The following is an 18340-nucleotide window of genomic DNA, read 5'->3' as shown; positions in this document are numbered from 1 at the left end:
GCTCCTTTCTGTCATAGTGTCTGGATATCGCGCATAGTTTGATCACGTGCCTGCTGTTTATACAGCGTAGTTTTATCAAATGCAGATTTCTTAATCGCATCAATTTGACTAATATTCACACCCAACAATTTGCCAAACATACTTAGCAGCTTGTCAAACTTAGCATTCATTTCGTCTAATTGAGTGCTGTCGACATTGTTATTTGTGGTTGATTCATCTCTGGTAAATCTATTAACCACATCACCAACTAGTGACCAGGCGCGAGAGCGTTTCATCTTATCCAAAGGAATCACCATTTCGGGCTTGTTGCCTTCAGCAATTGGTGCCAGCTGTTCTTTAGTGACTAAGCCACCATTGGCATATCCTTCAGACCCTGAAACACGGGCAAAAGCACTATTTCCTTTACCATAAATGTGCTTCATGTAATTAATACCAGCCAGCAAGTCATCGTACCCGTTGTAGATATTTCCATGGCCTTTAAACTTAAAGGCATTGAAGGTTGGGCCAATGGTTTGAACCAGCCCTTCTGATGGCGTTCCTCTTTGAGCGTTTGAATCCCAGTTATTTTTCGCCCTTGGATCACCATGAGATTCACGAGCAATGACTTTGAGCCAAGAATTTACTTGATAATCACTAGCACTAAATCCGTTGGCTTTTAATGCTTTAATAACAGCATTTTTCCAACGCATGACGCCTGAACCACCAGGGTTAGCCATATCACCACCAGCATCATCGCCAAACATCGAAGCTAGCTTGCTAATCATTTTCCAAAATCCAGAACCAACTTGCTTTTTAATCATCTTTTGCAGTGGCGTTTTTGCGTCAACACCAGAACTATCAGAATCCGAACTAGTCGTTTTACCAGCCATTTTAGAAACGTCATACCATCCAGAAGTTGATAACATGTTTTTAGTCAATGGATTACCTTTAGTAACGCCAATGTGAACATGTGATCCGTTACCAGCACCATTTAAATGACCCAACGTTGCGACCTCATCACCAGTTTTAACAGTGTCGCCTTTCTTAACCTTGACATTGCTCATATTACCAAACTCTTGATAGATAACATCGTATCCATCAGAAGAACGTGTTATAACAACATCCCCAAGGTCAGGGATACCGACACCGCCAACTCTGATAACTGTCCCACCATGAACGGCATCAATAGCTGAACCCATAGGTCCACTATAATCAACACCATCATGGACTGCTCCTGCACCATACATACTTGCACGAGACGAACCGAAACCATCCTTTTTTTGGAGTCCTTTAGGTAATGCCCAGTCGCCACCAGCTCCACCGTTCAGGTTGACCATCTTCCACAGAGTGCTCCACCAGTTCTTCGCGCTTGGAACGGTCTTATTGTAAAATCCACTGGCAAATGCCTTCATAACAGGACTTTTACCAGTTGGCTGATTAAACATTCCTGTCAAAAATCCAGTTGGGTTTTTAACAATTTTGGTTGCTGTAGTAAAGAGATTCTTTAAACCGGAAAAAGCATTCTTGGCAAAGCCAACGGCACCTTTAACCGTCTTAGATACCACATCGGTAATCTTGTCCCAAATACCAGTACCAGAAGCAAAGTGTGTTAAACCAGCTACACTTGCCAGCATCTTAGATTCAGTAGCATTAAAGATTTCCGTTCCGGCTGGTACAATACCCGTCCAATTGCGTTCTTTCGGGCTAAACATTCGGCCATTGGGTAGCATACCAATTTCCCGATTGCCAGTATCCGGTGAATCGTAGCCATCATTAAGCATTGCTAGTGTTGGCTCTGTAATAGGCCGTCTGCCAGTACCAGAAGCATAGGCAACCTTTTTAATCTTGCCAATCGCCGATTTAGAGCCACCGAATGAACTAATGACGGTGTCAATACCACCGATACCACCGTTTAAAACTCCGATGATAGCGTTAATACCTTTACCGCCAATCGATTTAAGATCACCCCACATGCCACTGAAAAATGACTTGACGTGTTTAACCACGTTTTTTGAAGCCGTTTCAATACCGCCAAAAGTCGTTTTAAACGACTTCAGCATTTTTGAAAGTCCACCATTTGTCATGGAGTTCAGCTTACTGTACATACCGGAGAATAACGACTTAGCAGTTTTAACCAATGCGCTAGTAGTATTCTTGGTGTCCTTCCTAAGATCGCTCCATTTTCCAGAAGTAAAGTCTTTCCACGTCTTAGTCGCGTTCTGCATGGTCTTATGACCATTCTTCATGATCTTCGGATTTTCTTTCATCATGCCACGGATCGACTGATACGTGTTGTCTCGCATGTCATCCCAATTATCACTAACTCGTTTAGCAAACGACTTAGTAGTTTTTGACATGGTCTTCCAGCCTTTAGAGGTCGCTTTCTTGGTAGCCTTCCACAGACGAGAGGTAGTTTTAGACACAGTTGTTCTCAAGCTATTCCAAGCTTTCCCAGCCGTTTTAATGCCCGACTTAGTCCACTTAGCGTAGTTCTTCCATTGCTTAGAATTTGTTTTCTGAACTGATTTCCAAACTTTCGAGGTAGCCTTGCCTACAACGGATTTCATACTGTTCCAGGCCTTACCAACCTTTTTAACGCCGGATGAAGCACCTTTTTGAAGACCTTTCCAGCCTTTAGAAAAGGTTCGCGAAACGGACTTCCATGCCTTAGACAATCCTTTGGTGATGCCTGACCAGGCTTTGCTGAACCATTTTCCAATCGACTCAGCAAAGTTCGCCGCTGTCTTGACCATGCCGTTAACGAATTGACGGAATTTCTTCGAGTGTTTATACAGCTCGTAGAAAGCCACGCCAACTGCTACAACTGCAGCCGTGATCGCAATAAACGGATTGGCAATCATCACTGCACCTAGGGCTTTAAATGCCGTTCCAACTAAAGCAATACCTCTGATGATGCCGCTGAACGCTAGCTGTGCACCTTTCCAGCCAATCTTAGCTGTCCATACCAACGCTTTGCCAACGCCACGGCCAGCTTTAGCAAGTCCACCGATAGCGAGTTTGCCAGCTGCAACCGCCTTACCACCTAACCATTGAGCGCTTATCTTAATTGCCGAACCAACTTTAGAGAGACCTTTAAATGATAGTTTAGCTGCTGAGACAGCTTTGCCGCCTACCCACTTAGCACCAATTTTGATTGAGCCAAGCTTCTTAGCCATGGGAGATAGCTTATCCAAGTTCTTCAAATCTGCCATCGTTTTGGCAGCATGAACCGTCTTTAGTCCTGCCGAAAAACCGTAGATACCTTTCGTCATGGCAGCCATACCGCCAAGCACTTTAGAACCAACAAATAAGCCAACCAGCGTACTGCCGATGGCTTTAATTGCGCCTTGATGTTTAGCTAATCCAGTTAAGCCATTATCAACAGCCTGTAGTGGGTCTTTAGCAGCTTTGGAATTCTTTGAGAACACTCCAAACGCCTTGCCAAAATCCATAATGATTGTGGAGGCAGTTTTCCAAGCACCGATTAACAGTGCTTTGGTGATTGCACCAATTGCGCTAGCAATTCCTAAAATGTCCTTAGAATGTCTAGCTCCGTAATCCACAAAGCTGGCGAGTGACTTAGCCATACCAGCTAAGCCTTTGCCAATATCTTTAGAAGCCTGAGTCATCTCTTTAGAAGCCATGGCTTTTTCTAGGTCAACCAGTCCAGAGCCTTTAACGGTGACTAATGGTGCCATCATATTAGACTTTAAACTGGTCCATTGACCCTTGATCTGAGCCATAGCCCCTTCACCAGTTTTGCCAAAATTCTTGAACATCTCTGGTGACTGTTTAGAGACTTTCTCAATTAAATCTTGGAATTCTTTACCAGAAATCTTGCCACTGGAAACCATCTTATTAAAAGCGGACTGACTTACACCAGCCGCTTTAGCAAGAGCACTTCCCAGCTTAGGAATTTGTGTTTCAACTCTGGCTAGTTGTGTGGTGGTTACTTTATCAGATGTAAACATCCGACTCATAGACCTAGCCAAACCGCCGACCTTTTCTTCAGTCGTACCGGAAGCAACGCCCATAGCAACTAAAGCCGTGGTTACTTTACTGGTATCTTTAGCACTGCCAGTCACCCCGTAAAGGGATTTCTGCAATTGCTTAATCGTTCCAGCAGAGTAACCAGACTCGTTCCGCAGTTTAACCATGCTACCAGACAGGATCTCAATCCCTTTAGAATTAACCCCCATGTCTTTCCAAACACGTTCGGTCTGTTCGCCCTGTTCAGCAAGTTCCAAGCCATTTTTAGCGGCAGAAAGTAAGCCTGAACCAATTCTTGAAATACCGCTATACACGGCATTCCCGACAAACGAACCAATCATCGTACCTTTCAGGATACCCATGTGCTTATTCGTTTTGTCAGTAGCTTCATCCACACCAAGCAGATTATTCTTCAGCCGTTGACCCCAAGAAATATTGGGGCCGGTCTTCATCTCGGTGTTTAACTCGCCAATCTTGGTTTTAGTCTCCGCCATCTTGGTACCCAAGTTGTTGACTCGGATAGTCTGCTTAGCAATCGCATCACCGTCTTGATTCTCAGCATTTTTTAGATCTTCCAGCAGTCGAGTTTCAGCCCGATAGCTTTCACTCATCTTGGATTGCTGACTGACTAAAGAATCCCGCTTAGTCTTGAGTGCGCCCATCTCATCGCCCTCAGCTTTAAGCCTTTGGACATATGAGTTAGTTACATTTTCGGAGTTGCGTAGCTGATTATTAAGCTCGATCACACCAGACTTTTGTAAATCAACCGCCTGTTTAGCTTTGTTTTGCTGAGCGGTTAAGCCGTCCAGCTTTGACTGAGCCTTGGAAATCTGGTCTTGATACTTAAGATACTGAGTTGCACCGTCCTTGGTTTCAACGTTCAAATCGGACTGTTTACTCTTTAACTCAGTGATCTTATTTTTCTGAGCATCAATCGTTGAACCTAAGCCTTTGTAACGGGCTTCAGCTGCCTGCAGATACTCACCAGCTGACCGTAGACTAGATTCTTGCGCACGCCAGGCATTATTAGTTGCGTTCACTGCCAGAGTTAAGCTTCTTAAACTCTTTGTCGCGCCAACAGTGTCCAACGCAATTTGTGTGGCCATAGTAGCGCTAATTGTATTTGCCATCTACATTTTTTCCTCCTTTCTACAGTAAAGTCATTGGATCTACCGGGCGATCTTTGGCTTCTTTGGCAGAAAGGATCTCGCTGAGATGGTAATAATCCGAGTTTTCATAAGTATCCATATCCCAATGCAGATACACTAAAGCCTGTTTTTCGGCAAGGTCCATATCAGCCACTAAGTTTTTTAGTTCGAAGACTCGCTCTCCGGTGCTGATTTTTTTGAAGTATCGTCCTCATCCTCGGAATTTGCTTCCATGGCAGCAGTCACTTGTTTGTCTGACATCCCCATCAAGCGCATTGAGAGTCGAACTGCAAGATTAGTCGCTTCTGTGACTTCCATATCGTCAAACTTTTCCAGCTGTTTAGCAGTCAGCTTCAAAACATCGTTCATAAATGCTCTGGTGTGATCCATAAAATCAATGTTCATTTGATACTGCTTGCGAATTAAACTATCCACATCTTCACCGTTGTCTACAGCAGTACTGATTTGAGTATCCATGTCCTGTACCTTAGCCTGTTCAAGTTGCCAAGCGTACATTCTGCGCACGTTTTTCTGAGAGTATTTAACTTCCGTTGCCCGATTTAATCCAATTTCTTTAGCTGCAAATTTAAAACTCATGTGATATCTCCTCTACTAAGCGGCCTCTGTAACCGTTACGGCACTCGTTGCGGTCTTACCGCTAGCAGTTGCTGTAATCGTTGCAGTCCCCGCTTTAACCCCAGTGACTTTACCAGTTGTATCCACAGTGGCTACTGTGTCATCACTTGATGACCAAGTAACTGTTTTGTCCGTAGCATTGGTTGGTGCAACAGTAGCTTTCAATTGACCGGTAGCGCCGGTACCAACAGAGAGTGTTGGGTTGTCTAAGGTGACACCCGTAACACTGACATTAGCCGGCGTTGTTATTTTCCCGAGTCAGTTGCACCAGTCCCTGTTGTACCCGTTGTTCCAGCTGCATATCCACCAAAGACTTCAGCCAGCATGGTTGCTTCATCAAAACCTTCATCACCGGTAAAGTAACGTTTAACTAATTGCACATCACCGTTAGCATTAACAAATGTCTTGCCATCAACTGGTGCCAGAGCTGTGTAAGTGAGCGCATCATCTTCACGAGTTTGGGCAGTATCAGTATCAGTAGCAACGTTTTGCGAAGCTGCCGTCATATTACCGTTGGCAAAGCCAAAGTAAATCGAGTTTTTACGATCCAACGTTTGGGTTTCAATCAATAGAGCAACGTGAGGTTTTGAACCAGCAAACAAATAGCCGCCTGTGCCATCGCTGACATTACCAAGCATTTTTTGAGCGACATCAAATGCCAAGTTGTTGATATCCAAAGCCACCGAGGGAGCAGCTGGTCCAACGTAAGCATCCATAACCTTGTTGTTACCGGATACCTTCGTTAAGGTTCCTTCAAGACCAGTAATGTTCGCTGTTTTCGAACCCATGTCCTTTTCATCAATTGAGTAAAGACCATCAGTAGACAGACCGTCTTCACCCGATAAAATCTTTCCTGTGTCGTCCAAAAGGGCGGCTTTAATCATTTTTAAACCTACTACAGCCATGTGTATGACCTCCTATATATATTTGAGTTGTGCAAAATAAAAGACCTTCGTCACCTGGTTGGTGTCGGGGTCTTGAGTGTGTGGCCGGGAAGTCTCAACTCGCCAGCCGTTGTGTGAGAACAGGTGCATCAGTGCAATTTCAAACTCTGAAATATCAAAATCAGTATTTACCGAATAGAAAATCTGCACTTCCACTGCTCTGTTTAGATTTACAAAATCATCATTTCCGTAGTCTTCCGGCATATCGCCAGCCGACTCAGTGATTAAAATATCTGTCGAGTTTGCATCCGGTTTTGCTTCTTCAGGGATCGAACCAGTAAATATCCGGTCAATCCCCTCGTATGATTGAGAGTCAATCAGTTGTTCTGCTTCAAAGGTCGCTAACATTTTAGCCGCCTCGTTTCTTCATCAATTCTTCGTATGCCGACTTTTCTGCGGCAAACACATCATTCTTGGATTCCTCACGGGTGGTCTCAACAAAGTGATCAGCTGTGATGTACTTGGTACCATCATTGAGATATCGAGCAATCCGTGCTTTGTCGCCTTGAAATCCCACAGTTGAGGATCCATCCAGCTTACCGTCAACGTTACGATCACGCTGTTCAATCGAATCATCCATGTGTTCATAACCTGCTGCTCTTCGGTGGGAATAATGCATCCGCCGTGTGGTTTCTTCAAGTTTCTTCTTAAAGACTTGGGCACCCGCCGATGTGATGGCTGACTTGTCTTTAAAGCTCAAATCAGTAGCGGATTTTACTTGTCGCAACCAGTCCTGAAGAGCTTGATCCAATTCAGCCATATTAACCGCCTACTTTCTCAGCCACAGTCATAGTAATCAAGTCAAAAGTATTCATATTGTTTGACTCATCTGGTGAGATATCAATAATCTGATAGACCTTATCACCTAATTTAGCTAGTAGGCTTTCATTGACTTTTGGTGTATGCCTAATTACCACCACGATGGAATCCTTCATATCATTTTGAATCGCCAGATACTGCTGATTAAGTGTCCGGGTTCGAATCGCACAATAGCGTTTAAACTCCGGTACAAATGTTGGCACCGTTCCACCAGTCTTTTTGTTAACTAGTGATTTAGCGGTACCAAATTGAACCCGCCGGTTAAAACTGTAAGGACTAATCGCCATCCGTCTCACCGGCTTCCAAGCTTGCCACTACACCGCGAAGCTGGCCGATAATTGAATTTACTGGTAAATCAACTTCGTACAGTTGGACTAACGAACGATTGGCTCGCGCAGTATAGTACCCACTTGCCAGTGCCATCACAGCGGTATCAAACAAGTCAGCAATATCAGCCTGTTTCGATTGCTCGGCAGACAGCCCAGTGGCATTTAAGATATATGTGTTAGCCGCATTTAAATAACCGGTCAACAATGCATCATCGTCAAGGTCATCATCGTCGATTCTCAATGAGGTCTTGAGGGTGATTAAATTAACCGTCATTTAAATCACCCCTTTAAAATGTGGCACTGGCAACTTTAGACCAGTCAGAGCCTAAGAATTCACCTGCATTCAGATATTGAGCCTGAGCTTCAGTTGTGTCACCTTGGCCTAAATCGTCAAAGGCTTGCACGTAGAAGTAAATCTTGTCACCAGCTTTATGAGCTGGAACCTTGTCGGCTGATAGAGTGTAGCTAGTGTCAGTCGTGTATTCCATAAACTTAGCGTCACCAGTCGTTTGACCAGGGTTGCCATAATGCAATACATATGACTTAGCCCCGTCTACGGCGTTCCATTTGATCGTTACGCTTCCATCAGCATTAACGGTCGTCGTTGCGCCGTTCGGGGCGCTTATTTTGACGCTGGAGTGGTAGTTGTAGCAGATGCAGCCACTAAGTTACCTGGTTGATCAGCAATATTCTTAAAGGTAGCCTTTACGATTGCTTCGTTATCAGTGATTTCAACATCAAAGCGGTCAATAACCCGAATTTTCGTTGAATCGTTTTCAAACGCACCGCCACCGATATTTGTAGATAACAGGCTCATTTGCTCACGGTCAAATAAGGTTGCGTATTGCTTGTAATCACCGAAGAACAAAGGCATGTTACCATCAGCATCATTAGCTAACCAACGATCAGCAATTTCAATTACTGGTTTACCTTCAATTGTGCGAACATCTGGTTGTGATGGATCACGTCCTAATAAATAACCACCCATGGCATTTTTAACCTTAGCCAACTTAGCAAAACCAGATGTGTTCGTGATAAAGAACGCCGTAGTCTTAATTGCTGGATCAAGCTTAGTCAGTACTAAGTCTTTAACATCATCAAACGTAGTAATCGTAGAGGTAATGGTAGCCTTATCCAAAGCACCTAAGATAGCCTTGTTACGAGTAACAACGACTTTCTTAGAAATCCAGCTAGTCAACCAAGCTAATAAGTTTTCAGCCGTATCTTTTAGCAAAGTGTCGGTGATCGTAGTAATACCGGCATAACGATGGATAACGTACTTGACCAAAGCTAAGTTTGGATCATCGTTATCACCAATTGTGGCGGTTTCATCATCAAGATCAGCTAAAGGAGTAACATCCGTCCATTTTTCATAAACCCGTGAGCCAGAAGACATTGAGGTACTTTCAACGTTAACGTATGGTTGTAAACTGGCATATTGACGTACCAATGTGTGAATAGCTGTTTGCAAGTCTTGTGGAATGGTTAAGCCAATTGCATGACCATCGGCATCAGTGGATGAGGTAACTTCGTTCATGATCTTGGCATTACCAGTCATCATGCCCTTTAAGTTAGTTAAAAATTGGTCTTCTACTGATTTTTCGTTATCAGTCAACTTGTTAGGTTTGCCATTGTTTAAACTGGCAGCAACTTGGTTAGCCCGTTCTTCTTCGAGTTGGTCCTTGATTGCATCCCGTTGTGCAGCGGCTGAATCACGCTTTGCTTTTAAAGCTTTAAAACTGTCAGCGTCGAAACTGTCATCTAACACCGCCGCATTAATTTTGGCGTCTAAGTCAGACACTTCTTGGCCTTTGCCAATGAGCGCATCGTTAAGCGCATTTACGTTTTTGATAAATTCCATGTTTATTTTCCTCCATTCAAAATAGCCAGCTTAGCTTTCATCAAGCTAGACTGGCTATTTTCTTTCGTATTTTGTTGTTCCTGTTTTTGTTCCAGCACCATCAAATTCCGCATTTTCTCAATTGAGTCATGCGGAATGACCGTGCCAAAACTAGCAAAAGCTTGTAACTTAGAATCTTCTGGATCACCTCCGCCGTCGTCATCATCATCGTCGTCATTAAACTTCATGATGGCGTCGGCAAACCCTAGTTTCACAGCATCTGCAGCACCCATCCAAGTCTCATCACTCATCAAATTAAGCAACTTGCCTTTATCCATACCAGTCTTTGCTTCATAAGCATTCACGATTGAGTCATCAATACTGCTAAGTACACTGGCTTCATGCTGCATAGCATCCGCGTTGCCCTGTGATACTGACCAGGCTTTGTGGATCATCATCTGAGCTGTGGGTGACATCTCAACCGTATCAGCTGCCATTGCTACCACAGAAGCAGCAGAAGCAGCTAACCCTTGGATTGATGCCTTAACTGGCAACTTAGAAGATTTCAATGCGGTATAAATTTCACTAGCAGCAAACACATCACCACCGTTAGAAGCTACCTGAAGTTCTACATCATCACCATCTTCAGCATTAGCTAATGATGTACTGATTTTCTTAGGGCTGGTATAGCCTGTGATACCGAAATAATCATAAACATCTGCATCTTCGTCTGAAATAATATTTCCTTTAATCGGGATCACTACTTTCGTCATTGTTATCACCTCCTTTCGGTGGAATGACTGGCATAGCTTCCGGAATATTCTCTGGAATATAACCGGCCTGTTTTAAGAGCCAGAGAGCTTGTGAAGTATCCACAATGCCGGCTGATTTCAGATTGCCGATACTGCCAGCGTAAGTATCACCGTTAGCGTCAATGGCTGGTTGCATGTTGGCGCTGATGTGCGCCCAGAACTTCGAATCAAGTTCGCTAATAATTGGCTGAACATATCGGTTTAAAGCATTCGCATACATTCCTTCAATCATGACGATTGAAGACTGCTGATCACCTTGCCCGTTCAAGTACGAATCGGGAATACCATATACCTTAGCAATCTGCTTCGATGTCCAGTCAGTTTGCGCTAACAATTTAGACACATCCGCTTTAATTTCCAATGGGCTGTAATCTTCCAGATCATCAATCACAATTGGCCCACCATTGGACTTCGATACCTGTTTCATAAATTGAGATGAGCGGGCAGCCTTCATATCGGCGCTTAATTTGCTTCCGTTTGTAACCTTCAAAACGCCCGGGTTAATGATTGACTTAGCTAATGCAGCTAACGTTAATTTGTTTGACTGGTCTTTGATATTTAACTCAGCCGTTAGTGCTTCAAGTGGACTGTAGCCAATCATGCCGCCACTAGTGCTGAGTAATCTCAAATGAATAACGTTCCCCTGTGGTTCATACTGCAGAACGCCTTCTTCCGGTTCATCAAACGTAATCGTATAAACTAATCCGGAGCCATCCGCCAATAAAAACGTATCAACCTGTGAGGGTCGCAAATATTCCAGCCGTGAGATCATGCCATTTCGATTCCGCCAGATATAGGCAAAGGCATTACCACTGATCAACATTTGGGTATACATGGCCTGCCAGAAAGCATGACCGTTCGTAGTCGCACTTGGTGAATCCAGAAACGACTGTACTTGTGGTTTATCCGCAATCAGTTTCATAGTGGCTAAATCGCCACTGATGGTCGAGATAGTCGAGTACAAATCAGAATTTTTTAACGCCTCATGCATCGATACATAACCTTCGTGGCTTAACAACGGCTGATCAAAATTAAGAATCTCCATATCATCCGTAGTTACCGATTGACCAGGTACTGACATTAGATTTTTAATTGGATTAAATATTGGCATTAGTTATCACCTCCTTTCTGGAAGATGACCTCTGTCAATAATCCTATTAGTACTAAGGTGATTGCGGTAACGATGCCACCCCAAAACCAGCTTGCTAGATACACCGTAACGTCTAGCAAAATCATGGCTGCAACAAAAAAGAGGCCATCAATAATTTTGATTAAGCCTCTTACCAATCTATTAAGTTGTTTTTTCAGCATTCGGTTACTCGCCTCCCATTAGTCCTGATTTAGGATCGTTAAACCAGTCAAAAACATCTTGAGCATCCATATGTTCGATCTCTTTTGATGGATCATTAATATCAGCAAAGTCTTCAAAGTGATACATTGCTTGATACAGCGCATCAATCAACGCATCAACCACATCAATTTTAAAAGTAGCTGCTACCTTATCCACTTGGATACCGATTTTATCTTCAATCACCCTGGCATTGATTAACGCCTTTTCCATAATTGGATCATCAAAACGCGTTGCTGAGCCTTCCACAAACATCTCCTGCAAAAACTTAGTGGGGTCTTTTAATTCACTAGTCCGTTGCCGGATTGCTTCGAGTGGCCAGGTAGTATTAAGTTCCAATGTTTTGATTGCATTCGTTGCACCCCATGCATCATAACCAAAGAATATTGGTTTGAGATCCATATCTTCCACAAAGGTTCTTAGCCATTGATAGACCTGATCGTCATTAATTAAGCCCTGTGGATGGCTGGTAATCGTACACAGACCCTGGTCAGCTAATTCACGGTAATTGATGCCATCTTGTTTTTCTTTAGCTTCAATCGAGCCAGCTTTTTCCCATGGAATAAATGAGTGCTGCTGTAAGTGCCAACGGGTTTTACCAGCGGTATTTCGGTATGGATAAACAAACGCAATCGCTGTGTTATCGGAAAACATGGAGTAGTCAAAACCGATGTAAACTTGTCGGCCCTCTACATCAAAACTAGGTATAATTGCTCGTTCAATATCAGCTAGCTTCAAGTATGAGTTTGTCGCTTCCTGCAGCCACAGGTTGAGGTTCTTATTTTGAAAGTCGCGAATCTCACCCGTCATAGCATCGGAGTCCCGCTTATCGCTTAAACCTTGCATCAAGATTCGCTTTTGGGAATCCAGTCCTAACAGTGGATTAGATTTAATCCAGGTCTCTGGTTTAAAGGTTTCGTCTAAATCATCTTGTGACCAAATCAGTCCTAAATAACTATCCGCATCCCGCTTATAATCTTGTTCCATGGCTTGCTGAATCATTTTTTCATCGGAATGGAATGGTACTGATGGATCAGGATAAGCAGTTGAAATTTGAATAAACTGCCGATTCGGAACTTTAACCTGCCCTGAAATGATCTTATTAATTTTGTCACGGTGTTTTATTTCACCGATTTCATCAAAAACGGCAGTCGTAAAGTGAAAACTATCGTACTGGCCGGATTCGTGACTGATTGACCGTAATACATTGTTGTTGGCTTTCATCACAATCTGGTCAGTCTGGATAGAGAGTCGAGTTTGTTTAGCAAATGATTTAAAGGGTTCAATCTCGATGATCTTACGCATCATGGATTTAATATAGCCAAAGAGCTTCATGGTTTGCTTAAAATTAATTGAAGCTACCAGATAATCTTGGTTAGATAAACCAATGGATTCAATAAAAAAGGAGTAGCACATCAAAATAGCCATAAGATATGTTTTCCCTTGACCACGGGCAACTGATACAATTGCGCGGCTAAACCGCTTGCCACCATCTTCATTTCGCCAGCCTAATAACATGGCAAAAATAAATTTCTGCCAATCCATTAGCTTGGTTGGCTCACCGGTATCCACATTGGGAGCGATTGACGCGAATTTCAGAATCTTCTCAACTTCTTTAATTGAATAATGGAATTTAAAGTCCGGTGTGTTCTGCCGAGTTAAATCCTGTAAATGTCGGAAGCAGGCCAGCTTAATTAAATAGTTGGTGGTCTGTCGACCATTAAGTACATCCAAAGCATACTTGGTTGCTTCATCCTGATACTTTTCACCAATCTTATTTAAATTAAGCTGTTCAAACGCGCCTAGTACATCATGTGTTTGAGTTAAATCTATTCGCACAATCACTCACCACTTTTCCAAAATAAAAAGCCAGGTTTCCCTGACTTGATGTTGTGGGGTGAGGCTTCCAGTTCCCACTTCCAACCTCGCTAACAAACGAATCCGTTCGTTAGTGTGTCACTATTGTTCCCAAATCGCGTACATCCACACGCAGGGTGTTAGCCATCTCATGTTAACTTAAAAAATCTTTCATTTGTTCGGTGATATCTTTATCATCTTTCTTTTCTGGCAGAATTTCTAATAACTCTGCACGGGCTTTCGGTGACAGTCCCAATTCTCTACCAATCGTGGTCAGTTTGTTAACCGCCGAATCGTAAATTTGGGTCATTGGGTTCCGCTTGTACCCCATAAAGGTCTTACCAATTACTTTCCCGCTGCTATCCTGCAAAGATTTATAGATTGGTTGGACTTCACCGTTTTCTTGAATATGTTTATACGCATTCCGGTAAATCTCATACTGAGTACAGTACATTTCAACCACTCCAAAGTCAGCCCGGATGATATCTTGATTATCCTCTAAAAACGGAACGATTCGCCGCCAGATAACTTTGGCTTGCCGACCTAAATATTTAGGCGGTTCGTGTGACAATTTGCCATGATTTATTTGATTAAACGACCTTTTCGTCAAGATAGCACCTCGATTCGTTTGGATTGGTCACCCCCGCCTTCAAAAGCATTTCAAATGTAGTTTGCGACAAAAGATGATGGTATGGCGTGGCTCTTTCTTACTCGCAGTAGTGGCGGGGGCGTTTTTAAAAATTAATTTTATTTTTAAATTTATAAAATATCTTTTTGAAAAAATTATTTTTTATAAAATAAATTTGAAATTATTTTTACATCAGTAATCTGTTCGGCGGTTGGATCAATCGCATCATGTTCAGAAAAATAATGCTGTTGTTCCCATACCGTTTTTAGCCGGTGGCATTTCGCACAGGCTGTTGTTAGATTATCTATATCAGTTCTGTGTTCAGGTGCTACAACATACGGCACGATGTGATCTGCCACCTTGCCAGGCTCGACTACCCCTTGTGCTAAGCAGTACTGACATAGGTAGTGGTCACGGTCTAGTACTTGCTGCCTTAGATGTACCCATTGTTTTGTCCGATAGAAGTTATACTGCTCACGCTTCGTGCTGTCTCGGTTACGTACCACGGTGTTGTAGTGGTGAGTATGGTTAGCATCATGCCATGCCTGCCGTTTATGTTGATACTCTGCTTCATGCACATGGTGTGTACTGCAGTAATGATCAGGATAAGCAACCATGTTATGGCAGCCTGGTTGTCGGCACCGTCTGACTCGTGGCATCATGTTCACCTCGTTAATGCATTACAAAACCCCAGCATTACTGCTAGGGTCCCGTTAGTTTAGGGGAAACATACATCATCTCTGATGTATTTCACGATACCAACGTAACACGGAAGTATAGGCTCTGCGTCCCGGATTTGTCCCGAATTATAAATCAATCAGTCCAAGTTGATCAGCACACTCTTTGATAAACCCATTGCGCAATTGATATGCTCGGTTACGACTGACCATTACTACTTGCATAGTCACCAATCCACGGAGAGTGTAGCGCGGATGCCGATTGAAATATAACTCTGTGATAATGATTCTAGTATCTTTATCACTGGTATTAAAGCATTGCTTGATGATTCGCTGTTCCCGCTTTAATCCATTCAAGCGACGGTCTTCATCAATGGTGATCAGTGTACGCACTGGTTGATCACGGTCAGGATAGTTGCTTCTGCCACCGCCTACATTATCATCATCAGTCTGCATTGGATATCGCAGTTCTTCTTCCCGCTGCTTAATATAATCATCCATCCTTGGATAATCCCGTAAGATATCCTCGATCTTGTGAAAGGTTGACTTGCGCATATAAGCTACACTCCCATCAATTTTTCTCTCATTACTTCGTTTCGCTGTTGAATTGTTAACTGTTTGTGTGCTTCCCGTACACCGGTGTGCATACTCGGGAAGTGGTCATACATCCACTTAATAGTTGCTTCCATATCATGGTTGTGGTCATTGAATACTGCTATTAAATAATTTCGGTACTTAATCTGTTCTGGAGTCACGAATATCACCTGCCTTCTGCCAATTTTTAAAGGTGTTTGCCCAAAATTCAGTCATCTTTTCACTGTCAGTTCGATTAGCTTTGGTTTCAAAAGCGATCAATCGATTTAAATATGTGCTGGCCTTTTGGAGATCTTCCACACCATTTTTATTTTGGTACCTTGTAATGTACTTAAAGACATTACCAATGTAGAAACCACGGTTTTGTTCAGCTGTCATTAAACCTTCTTCAAAGCGATCAAACAGGTCTTTGCCATTATTTGTATAGTATTTTGGTTTTAATTTTGAGTCGTTAAAGTTAACTCCCATAGATTCCTCTGGTGTCATTTTTATACCTCCAATTTCCTGCCGCATTTCGGGCAGTAGCTAATTTCCGTTGTGTAACTCACATTTTCGTAATCATCAGACATTCTTAGAAAGACATATTCCGCAAACTCAATATCGCCTTGAATATCCTCAGCATGGATTAAATCAGCGTGGCCGTGGCAGTACGGGCATTCCTGTTTAGCTTTAATTTCAGTCATCGTCTGCCTTCTTCCTGAATTCGTCTAAGCTAACATCTAATGCTTCAGCAATTTTTAAAATCAAGTAAAAGCTTGGATTCAGACTGGATCCTTGCTTAATGTTGTATAGAGTTTGTCTGGGAATTCCGGTTAGGCGGCACAGTTCACGGACTGAAACATGTTTAAGCTTCAAAATTCTAGTTATATTTTCCCATAAAACCATATTACTCAATATTTGTCCCTCCTTTTGGTACTATATGTGGTATCTGCATCTAATTAGTGGTACTATACAAAGCGCAAACTTATGTTCTAAGTTTGACTCCTACTTAAAGGACGGTGATAAGAATGGCTAAAAATGGTTCCCGTGGAAATGGTCGAAAGGGTTCTGTAAAGGGACGCTTTCAATCTTTCAATCCACGCACTGGTCTGTGGACCAAATCTGATAGCGCTACTGGAAGATTCATAGACGGAAAAACTTCCGGTGGTTCATTCAAAGGCGTAACTCGGAAACACTAACACCCTTTGAAATCTATTAAAACTAGATTGCACTCGACTCCAAACATCGGGTGCTTTTGTTTACTCTCACTTTCTTAAGTTAGCTTTGTGTAGTCACCTTTTCCTTTATGCTTGTACGGTATCTTGTGATAATTCAGCAGACTGTAAACACTGTGTTTATCCATTGCCAGTGCACCGTCATTAGTGACATCAATATCGGTGTTTAAATAATTGGTTATTTCATCCGCGGTCATGGTACTAGTGTCAATTCGTTTAAGTACTTCAGTTATTGCACTAGATCGCTGACTAGCATTTTTACCAAGTGCTGAACGGTTCTGATCATGCAAACTGCTGGCAATTTCTAAAATTGGTTCCATCACATTGTCAGGTGCATTGATGACTGATTTGTACTTGCTTTCAACTTTCTGAATCTCTTTGAGTAACTCACGGGAGACCATCATTGAGTCACCTCCTTCGATATGAGATATAGCCGTGTAGATTTTTCATAAGTTGTACGGTGCCGATAGACTGGTGATGCCTTAAACATCAATGTGGCAGGCTTTAAATGTAATCGTTGTGACAATTCCGTTTTCGTGCCCACATCAATAAAGTGATCACCATGATATAAAGCATAAATACGTTTATCCTGCATACTACTTACCTACGATTCTCAGTGCATCATCTACGGAACGTGCGACACCATATAAAACCGGATATTGACGGATAAACTTTGCAAAACGAATCTGATCCGGCCTTAATCGACCAATCTCATTCTTCACTTCAACGAAGAACACTTTGCCGTCTGAATGGCGAAACCCCAATAAATCTGGGGTTCCTTTAGGGAACAGCACGATATTTCTACCGTCATCCGTTCGCACCTTACCGGCATTGCTACGAAATACGGTGCAGCCTGCTTTTGACAGTTCCATCATGATGTCGGATTGAATTTTGTGTTCACTTTCGATAGCAGTTACCTCCAAAATGTGACGGGTGTGACGACCCAATTTACTACCCGTCACGCTTTCTATTCTTACTCTCCCAAGGAATGTGACGGGTGTGACGGGTGTGACGGCACTTTCAAACTCTTTTTTATATATTTACTTTTATTTTTCCTAATATGTTATTTATAGAAAAAACTAGTCACACTCATCACAACCCTTTAGGCTGTAAGTGTGACAGGTTATTTCAAACCCGTCACAACTCATCACACCCGTCACACTATTTAGGCTTTCTAGCAATCATTTCAAAAGGTTGATGAAATTCTAGCAGTGAAAGTCCAACATAATACGTTCCTTGACGGTCATGTTTTTTCTCAAACTTATTGCTTATTTCTTTACCAAACTTAGTCGAATTCATCAGATACTGCGAATTATCGTTAGCCCATTGCTTGTATCGCTGATATAACTGGTTCGCTCTCACTGTCTCATGCTTGCCAATCGTGCAGCACTCTTCGATAAATTCAGAAGTTACGTCCATTTCGTTTCGATAATCCTTGCTAGCCTGCTGCACGATCTGTGGAGGAATCAATCCTTCTCGTTGCCACTTCAGCGCTCCCTCGACCATCCAGTTTAAGATACCGACT

23 protein-coding genes are annotated in these 18340 nt (G+C 42.7%); all 23 read right to left on the bottom strand.

Annotated features, from left to right (window positions below; translation table 11 throughout):
• Positions 1–11: 11 nt before the first annotated feature.
• Positions 12–5099, bottom strand: a complete 5088-nt coding sequence (locus tag HC026_RS02005) for a tape measure protein (RefSeq protein ID WP_168924313.1) — start codon at positions 5097–5099, stop codon at positions 12–14.
• Between the two features lie 180 nt (positions 5100–5279).
• Complete coding sequence (locus HC026_RS02000; protein WP_168924312.1) at positions 5280–5714, bottom strand: phage tail tube assembly chaperone; 435 nt, start codon at positions 5712–5714, stop codon at positions 5280–5282.
• Between the two features lie 15 nt (positions 5715–5729).
• On the bottom strand, positions 5730–6002 hold the full coding sequence (locus HC026_RS01995) for an Ig-like domain-containing protein (protein WP_168924465.1): 273 nt from the start codon (positions 6000–6002) through the stop codon (positions 5730–5732).
• Positions 5999–6658: a phage tail protein gene (locus tag HC026_RS01990; RefSeq protein ID WP_168924311.1), complete on the bottom strand. Its 660-nt coding sequence runs from the start codon at positions 6656–6658 to the stop codon at positions 5999–6001. The genes HC026_RS01995 and HC026_RS01990 overlap by 4 nt, the downstream gene beginning before the upstream one ends.
• Before the next feature lie 12 nt (positions 6659–6670).
• The gene (locus HC026_RS01985; protein ID WP_168924310.1) at positions 6671–7045 is read right to left on the bottom strand and encodes a DUF806 family protein; all 375 of its coding nucleotides are present in this window, start codon (positions 7043–7045) and stop codon (positions 6671–6673) included.
• Position 7046: 1 nt separating this feature from the next.
• Positions 7047–7457: an HK97-gp10 family putative phage morphogenesis protein gene (locus tag HC026_RS01980; RefSeq protein WP_168924309.1), complete on the bottom strand. Its 411-nt coding sequence runs from the start codon at positions 7455–7457 to the stop codon at positions 7047–7049.
• A 1-nt stretch (position 7458) separates the two neighbouring features.
• Positions 7459–7803 (bottom strand): phage head closure protein, encoded by a 345-nt coding sequence (locus HC026_RS01975; RefSeq protein ID WP_168924308.1) that lies wholly within the window; start codon positions 7801–7803, stop codon positions 7459–7461.
• Complete coding sequence (locus tag HC026_RS01970) at positions 7793–8119, bottom strand: head-tail connector protein (protein WP_168924307.1); 327 nt, start codon at positions 8117–8119, stop codon at positions 7793–7795. Before HC026_RS01970 ends, HC026_RS01975 begins: the two co-directional genes overlap by 11 nt.
• Positions 8120–8132: 13 nt before the next feature.
• Positions 8133–8378: a fibronectin type III domain-containing protein gene (locus tag HC026_RS01965; RefSeq protein ID WP_211089375.1), complete on the bottom strand. Its 246-nt coding sequence runs from the start codon at positions 8376–8378 to the stop codon at positions 8133–8135.
• Positions 8379–8467: 89 nt separating this feature from the next.
• On the bottom strand, positions 8468–9697 hold the full coding sequence (locus HC026_RS01960) for a phage major capsid protein (protein ID WP_168924463.1): 1230 nt from the start codon (positions 9695–9697) through the stop codon (positions 8468–8470).
• An 11-nt stretch (positions 9698–9708) separates the two neighbouring features.
• The gene (locus HC026_RS01955; protein ID WP_168924306.1) at positions 9709–10458 is read right to left on the bottom strand and encodes a head maturation protease, ClpP-related; all 750 of its coding nucleotides are present in this window, start codon (positions 10456–10458) and stop codon (positions 9709–9711) included.
• Entirely contained in the window at positions 10433–11608 is a 1176-nt protein-coding gene (locus HC026_RS01950; RefSeq protein WP_168924305.1) for a phage portal protein, read from the bottom strand. Before HC026_RS01950 ends, HC026_RS01955 begins: the two co-directional genes overlap by 26 nt.
• Positions 11608–11808 carry a DUF1056 family protein gene (locus tag HC026_RS01945; RefSeq protein WP_168924304.1) on the bottom strand — a complete coding sequence of 67 codons (201 nt, stop codon included), beginning with the start codon at positions 11806–11808 and terminating at the stop codon, positions 11608–11610. Before HC026_RS01945 ends, HC026_RS01950 begins: the two co-directional genes overlap by 1 nt.
• A gap of 4 nt (positions 11809–11812) precedes the next feature.
• Positions 11813–13684 carry a terminase large subunit gene (locus HC026_RS01940; protein WP_168924303.1) on the bottom strand — a complete coding sequence of 624 codons (1872 nt, stop codon included), beginning with the start codon at positions 13682–13684 and terminating at the stop codon, positions 11813–11815.
• A gap of 172 nt (positions 13685–13856) precedes the next feature.
• Entirely contained in the window at positions 13857–14312 is a 456-nt protein-coding gene (locus HC026_RS01935; protein WP_168924302.1) for a phage terminase small subunit P27 family, read from the bottom strand.
• Positions 14313–14485: 173 nt separating this feature from the next.
• Positions 14486–14989 (bottom strand): HNH endonuclease, encoded by a 504-nt coding sequence (locus HC026_RS01930; protein ID WP_168924462.1) that lies wholly within the window; start codon positions 14987–14989, stop codon positions 14486–14488.
• Positions 14990–15136: 147 nt separating this feature from the next.
• Complete coding sequence (locus tag HC026_RS01925) at positions 15137–15562, bottom strand: transcriptional regulator (RefSeq protein ID WP_168924301.1); 426 nt, start codon at positions 15560–15562, stop codon at positions 15137–15139.
• A 180-nt stretch (positions 15563–15742) separates the two neighbouring features.
• Complete coding sequence (locus HC026_RS01920) at positions 15743–16087, bottom strand: DUF3310 domain-containing protein (RefSeq protein ID WP_232843565.1); 345 nt, start codon at positions 16085–16087, stop codon at positions 15743–15745.
• A 2-nt stretch (positions 16088–16089) separates the two neighbouring features.
• Positions 16090–16284, bottom strand: coding sequence for a hypothetical protein (locus HC026_RS01915; protein ID WP_168924300.1), 195 nt, complete (start codon positions 16282–16284; stop codon positions 16090–16092).
• Positions 16277–16486 carry a helix-turn-helix domain-containing protein gene (locus HC026_RS01910; RefSeq protein ID WP_232843571.1) on the bottom strand — a complete coding sequence of 70 codons (210 nt, stop codon included), beginning with the start codon at positions 16484–16486 and terminating at the stop codon, positions 16277–16279. Before HC026_RS01910 ends, HC026_RS01915 begins: the two co-directional genes overlap by 8 nt.
• A gap of 367 nt (positions 16487–16853) precedes the next feature.
• Positions 16854–17219: a hypothetical protein gene (locus HC026_RS01905; protein ID WP_168924298.1), complete on the bottom strand. Its 366-nt coding sequence runs from the start codon at positions 17217–17219 to the stop codon at positions 16854–16856.
• A 192-nt stretch (positions 17220–17411) separates the two neighbouring features.
• A complete protein-coding gene (locus HC026_RS01900; protein WP_168924460.1) occupies positions 17412–17723 on the bottom strand; it encodes a VRR-NUC domain-containing protein in 312 nt (103 codons plus the stop codon).
• Positions 17724–17976: 253 nt separating this feature from the next.
• Positions 17977–18340: primase-like DNA-binding domain-containing protein (locus HC026_RS01895; RefSeq protein WP_269814097.1), on the bottom strand; the 364-nt coding region annotated here is incomplete at its 5' end.

Origin of the sequence: Secundilactobacillus angelensis (assembly GCF_012641075.1) — a bacterium.
Classification (GTDB): domain Bacteria; phylum Bacillota; class Bacilli; order Lactobacillales; family Lactobacillaceae; genus Secundilactobacillus; species Secundilactobacillus angelensis.
The sequence above is the reverse complement of the archived record's forward strand: the minus strand, read 5'-3'. Positions and strand labels throughout refer to the sequence as shown.

Bases quoted from the DNA above. Each gene is read 5' to 3' on its own strand.
- HC026_RS02000 (WP_168924312.1), bottom strand. From the start codon at position 5,714: ATGAGTTTTAAATTTGCAGCTAAAGAAATTGGATTAAATCGGGCAACG.
- HC026_RS01975 (WP_168924308.1), bottom strand. From the start codon at position 7,803: ATGGCGATTAGTCCTTACAGTTTTAACCGGCGGGTTCAATTTGGTACC.
- HC026_RS01970 (WP_168924307.1), bottom strand. From the start codon at position 8,119: ATGACGGTTAATTTAATCACCCTCAAGACCTCATTGAGAATCGACGAT.
- HC026_RS01915 (WP_168924300.1), bottom strand. From the start codon at position 16,284: ATGACTGAAATTAAAGCTAAACAGGAATGCCCGTACTGCCACGGCCAC.
- HC026_RS01990 (WP_168924311.1), bottom strand. From the start codon at position 6,658: ATGGCTGTAGTAGGTTTAAAAATGATTAAAGCCGCCCTTTTGGACGAC.
- HC026_RS01925 (WP_168924301.1), bottom strand. From the start codon at position 15,562: ATGCGCAAGTCAACCTTTCACAAGATCGAGGATATCTTACGGGATTAT.
- HC026_RS01950 (WP_168924305.1), bottom strand. From the start codon at position 11,608: ATGCCAATATTTAATCCAATTAAAAATCTAATGTCAGTACCTGGTCAA.
- HC026_RS01910 (WP_232843571.1), bottom strand. From the start codon at position 16,486: ATGGTTTTATGGGAAAATATAACTAGAATTTTGAAGCTTAAACATGTT.
- HC026_RS02005 (WP_168924313.1), bottom strand. From the start codon at position 5,099: ATGGCAAATACAATTAGCGCTACTATGGCCACACAAATTGCGTTGGAC.
- HC026_RS01985 (WP_168924310.1), bottom strand. From the start codon at position 7,045: ATGTTAGCGACCTTTGAAGCAGAACAACTGATTGACTCTCAATCATAC.
- HC026_RS01930 (WP_168924462.1), bottom strand. From the start codon at position 14,989: ATGCCACGAGTCAGACGGTGCCGACAACCAGGCTGCCATAACATGGTT.
- HC026_RS01905 (WP_168924298.1), bottom strand. From the start codon at position 17,219: ATGATGGTCTCCCGTGAGTTACTCAAAGAGATTCAGAAAGTTGAAAGC.
- HC026_RS01955 (WP_168924306.1), bottom strand. From the start codon at position 10,458: ATGACGAAAGTAGTGATCCCGATTAAAGGAAATATTATTTCAGACGAA.
- HC026_RS01920 (WP_232843565.1), bottom strand. From the start codon at position 16,087: ATGACACCAGAGGAATCTATGGGAGTTAACTTTAACGACTCAAAATTA.
- HC026_RS01945 (WP_168924304.1), bottom strand. From the start codon at position 11,808: ATGCTGAAAAAACAACTTAATAGATTGGTAAGAGGCTTAATCAAAATT.
- HC026_RS01980 (WP_168924309.1), bottom strand. From the start codon at position 7,457: ATGGCTGAATTGGATCAAGCTCTTCAGGACTGGTTGCGACAAGTAAAA.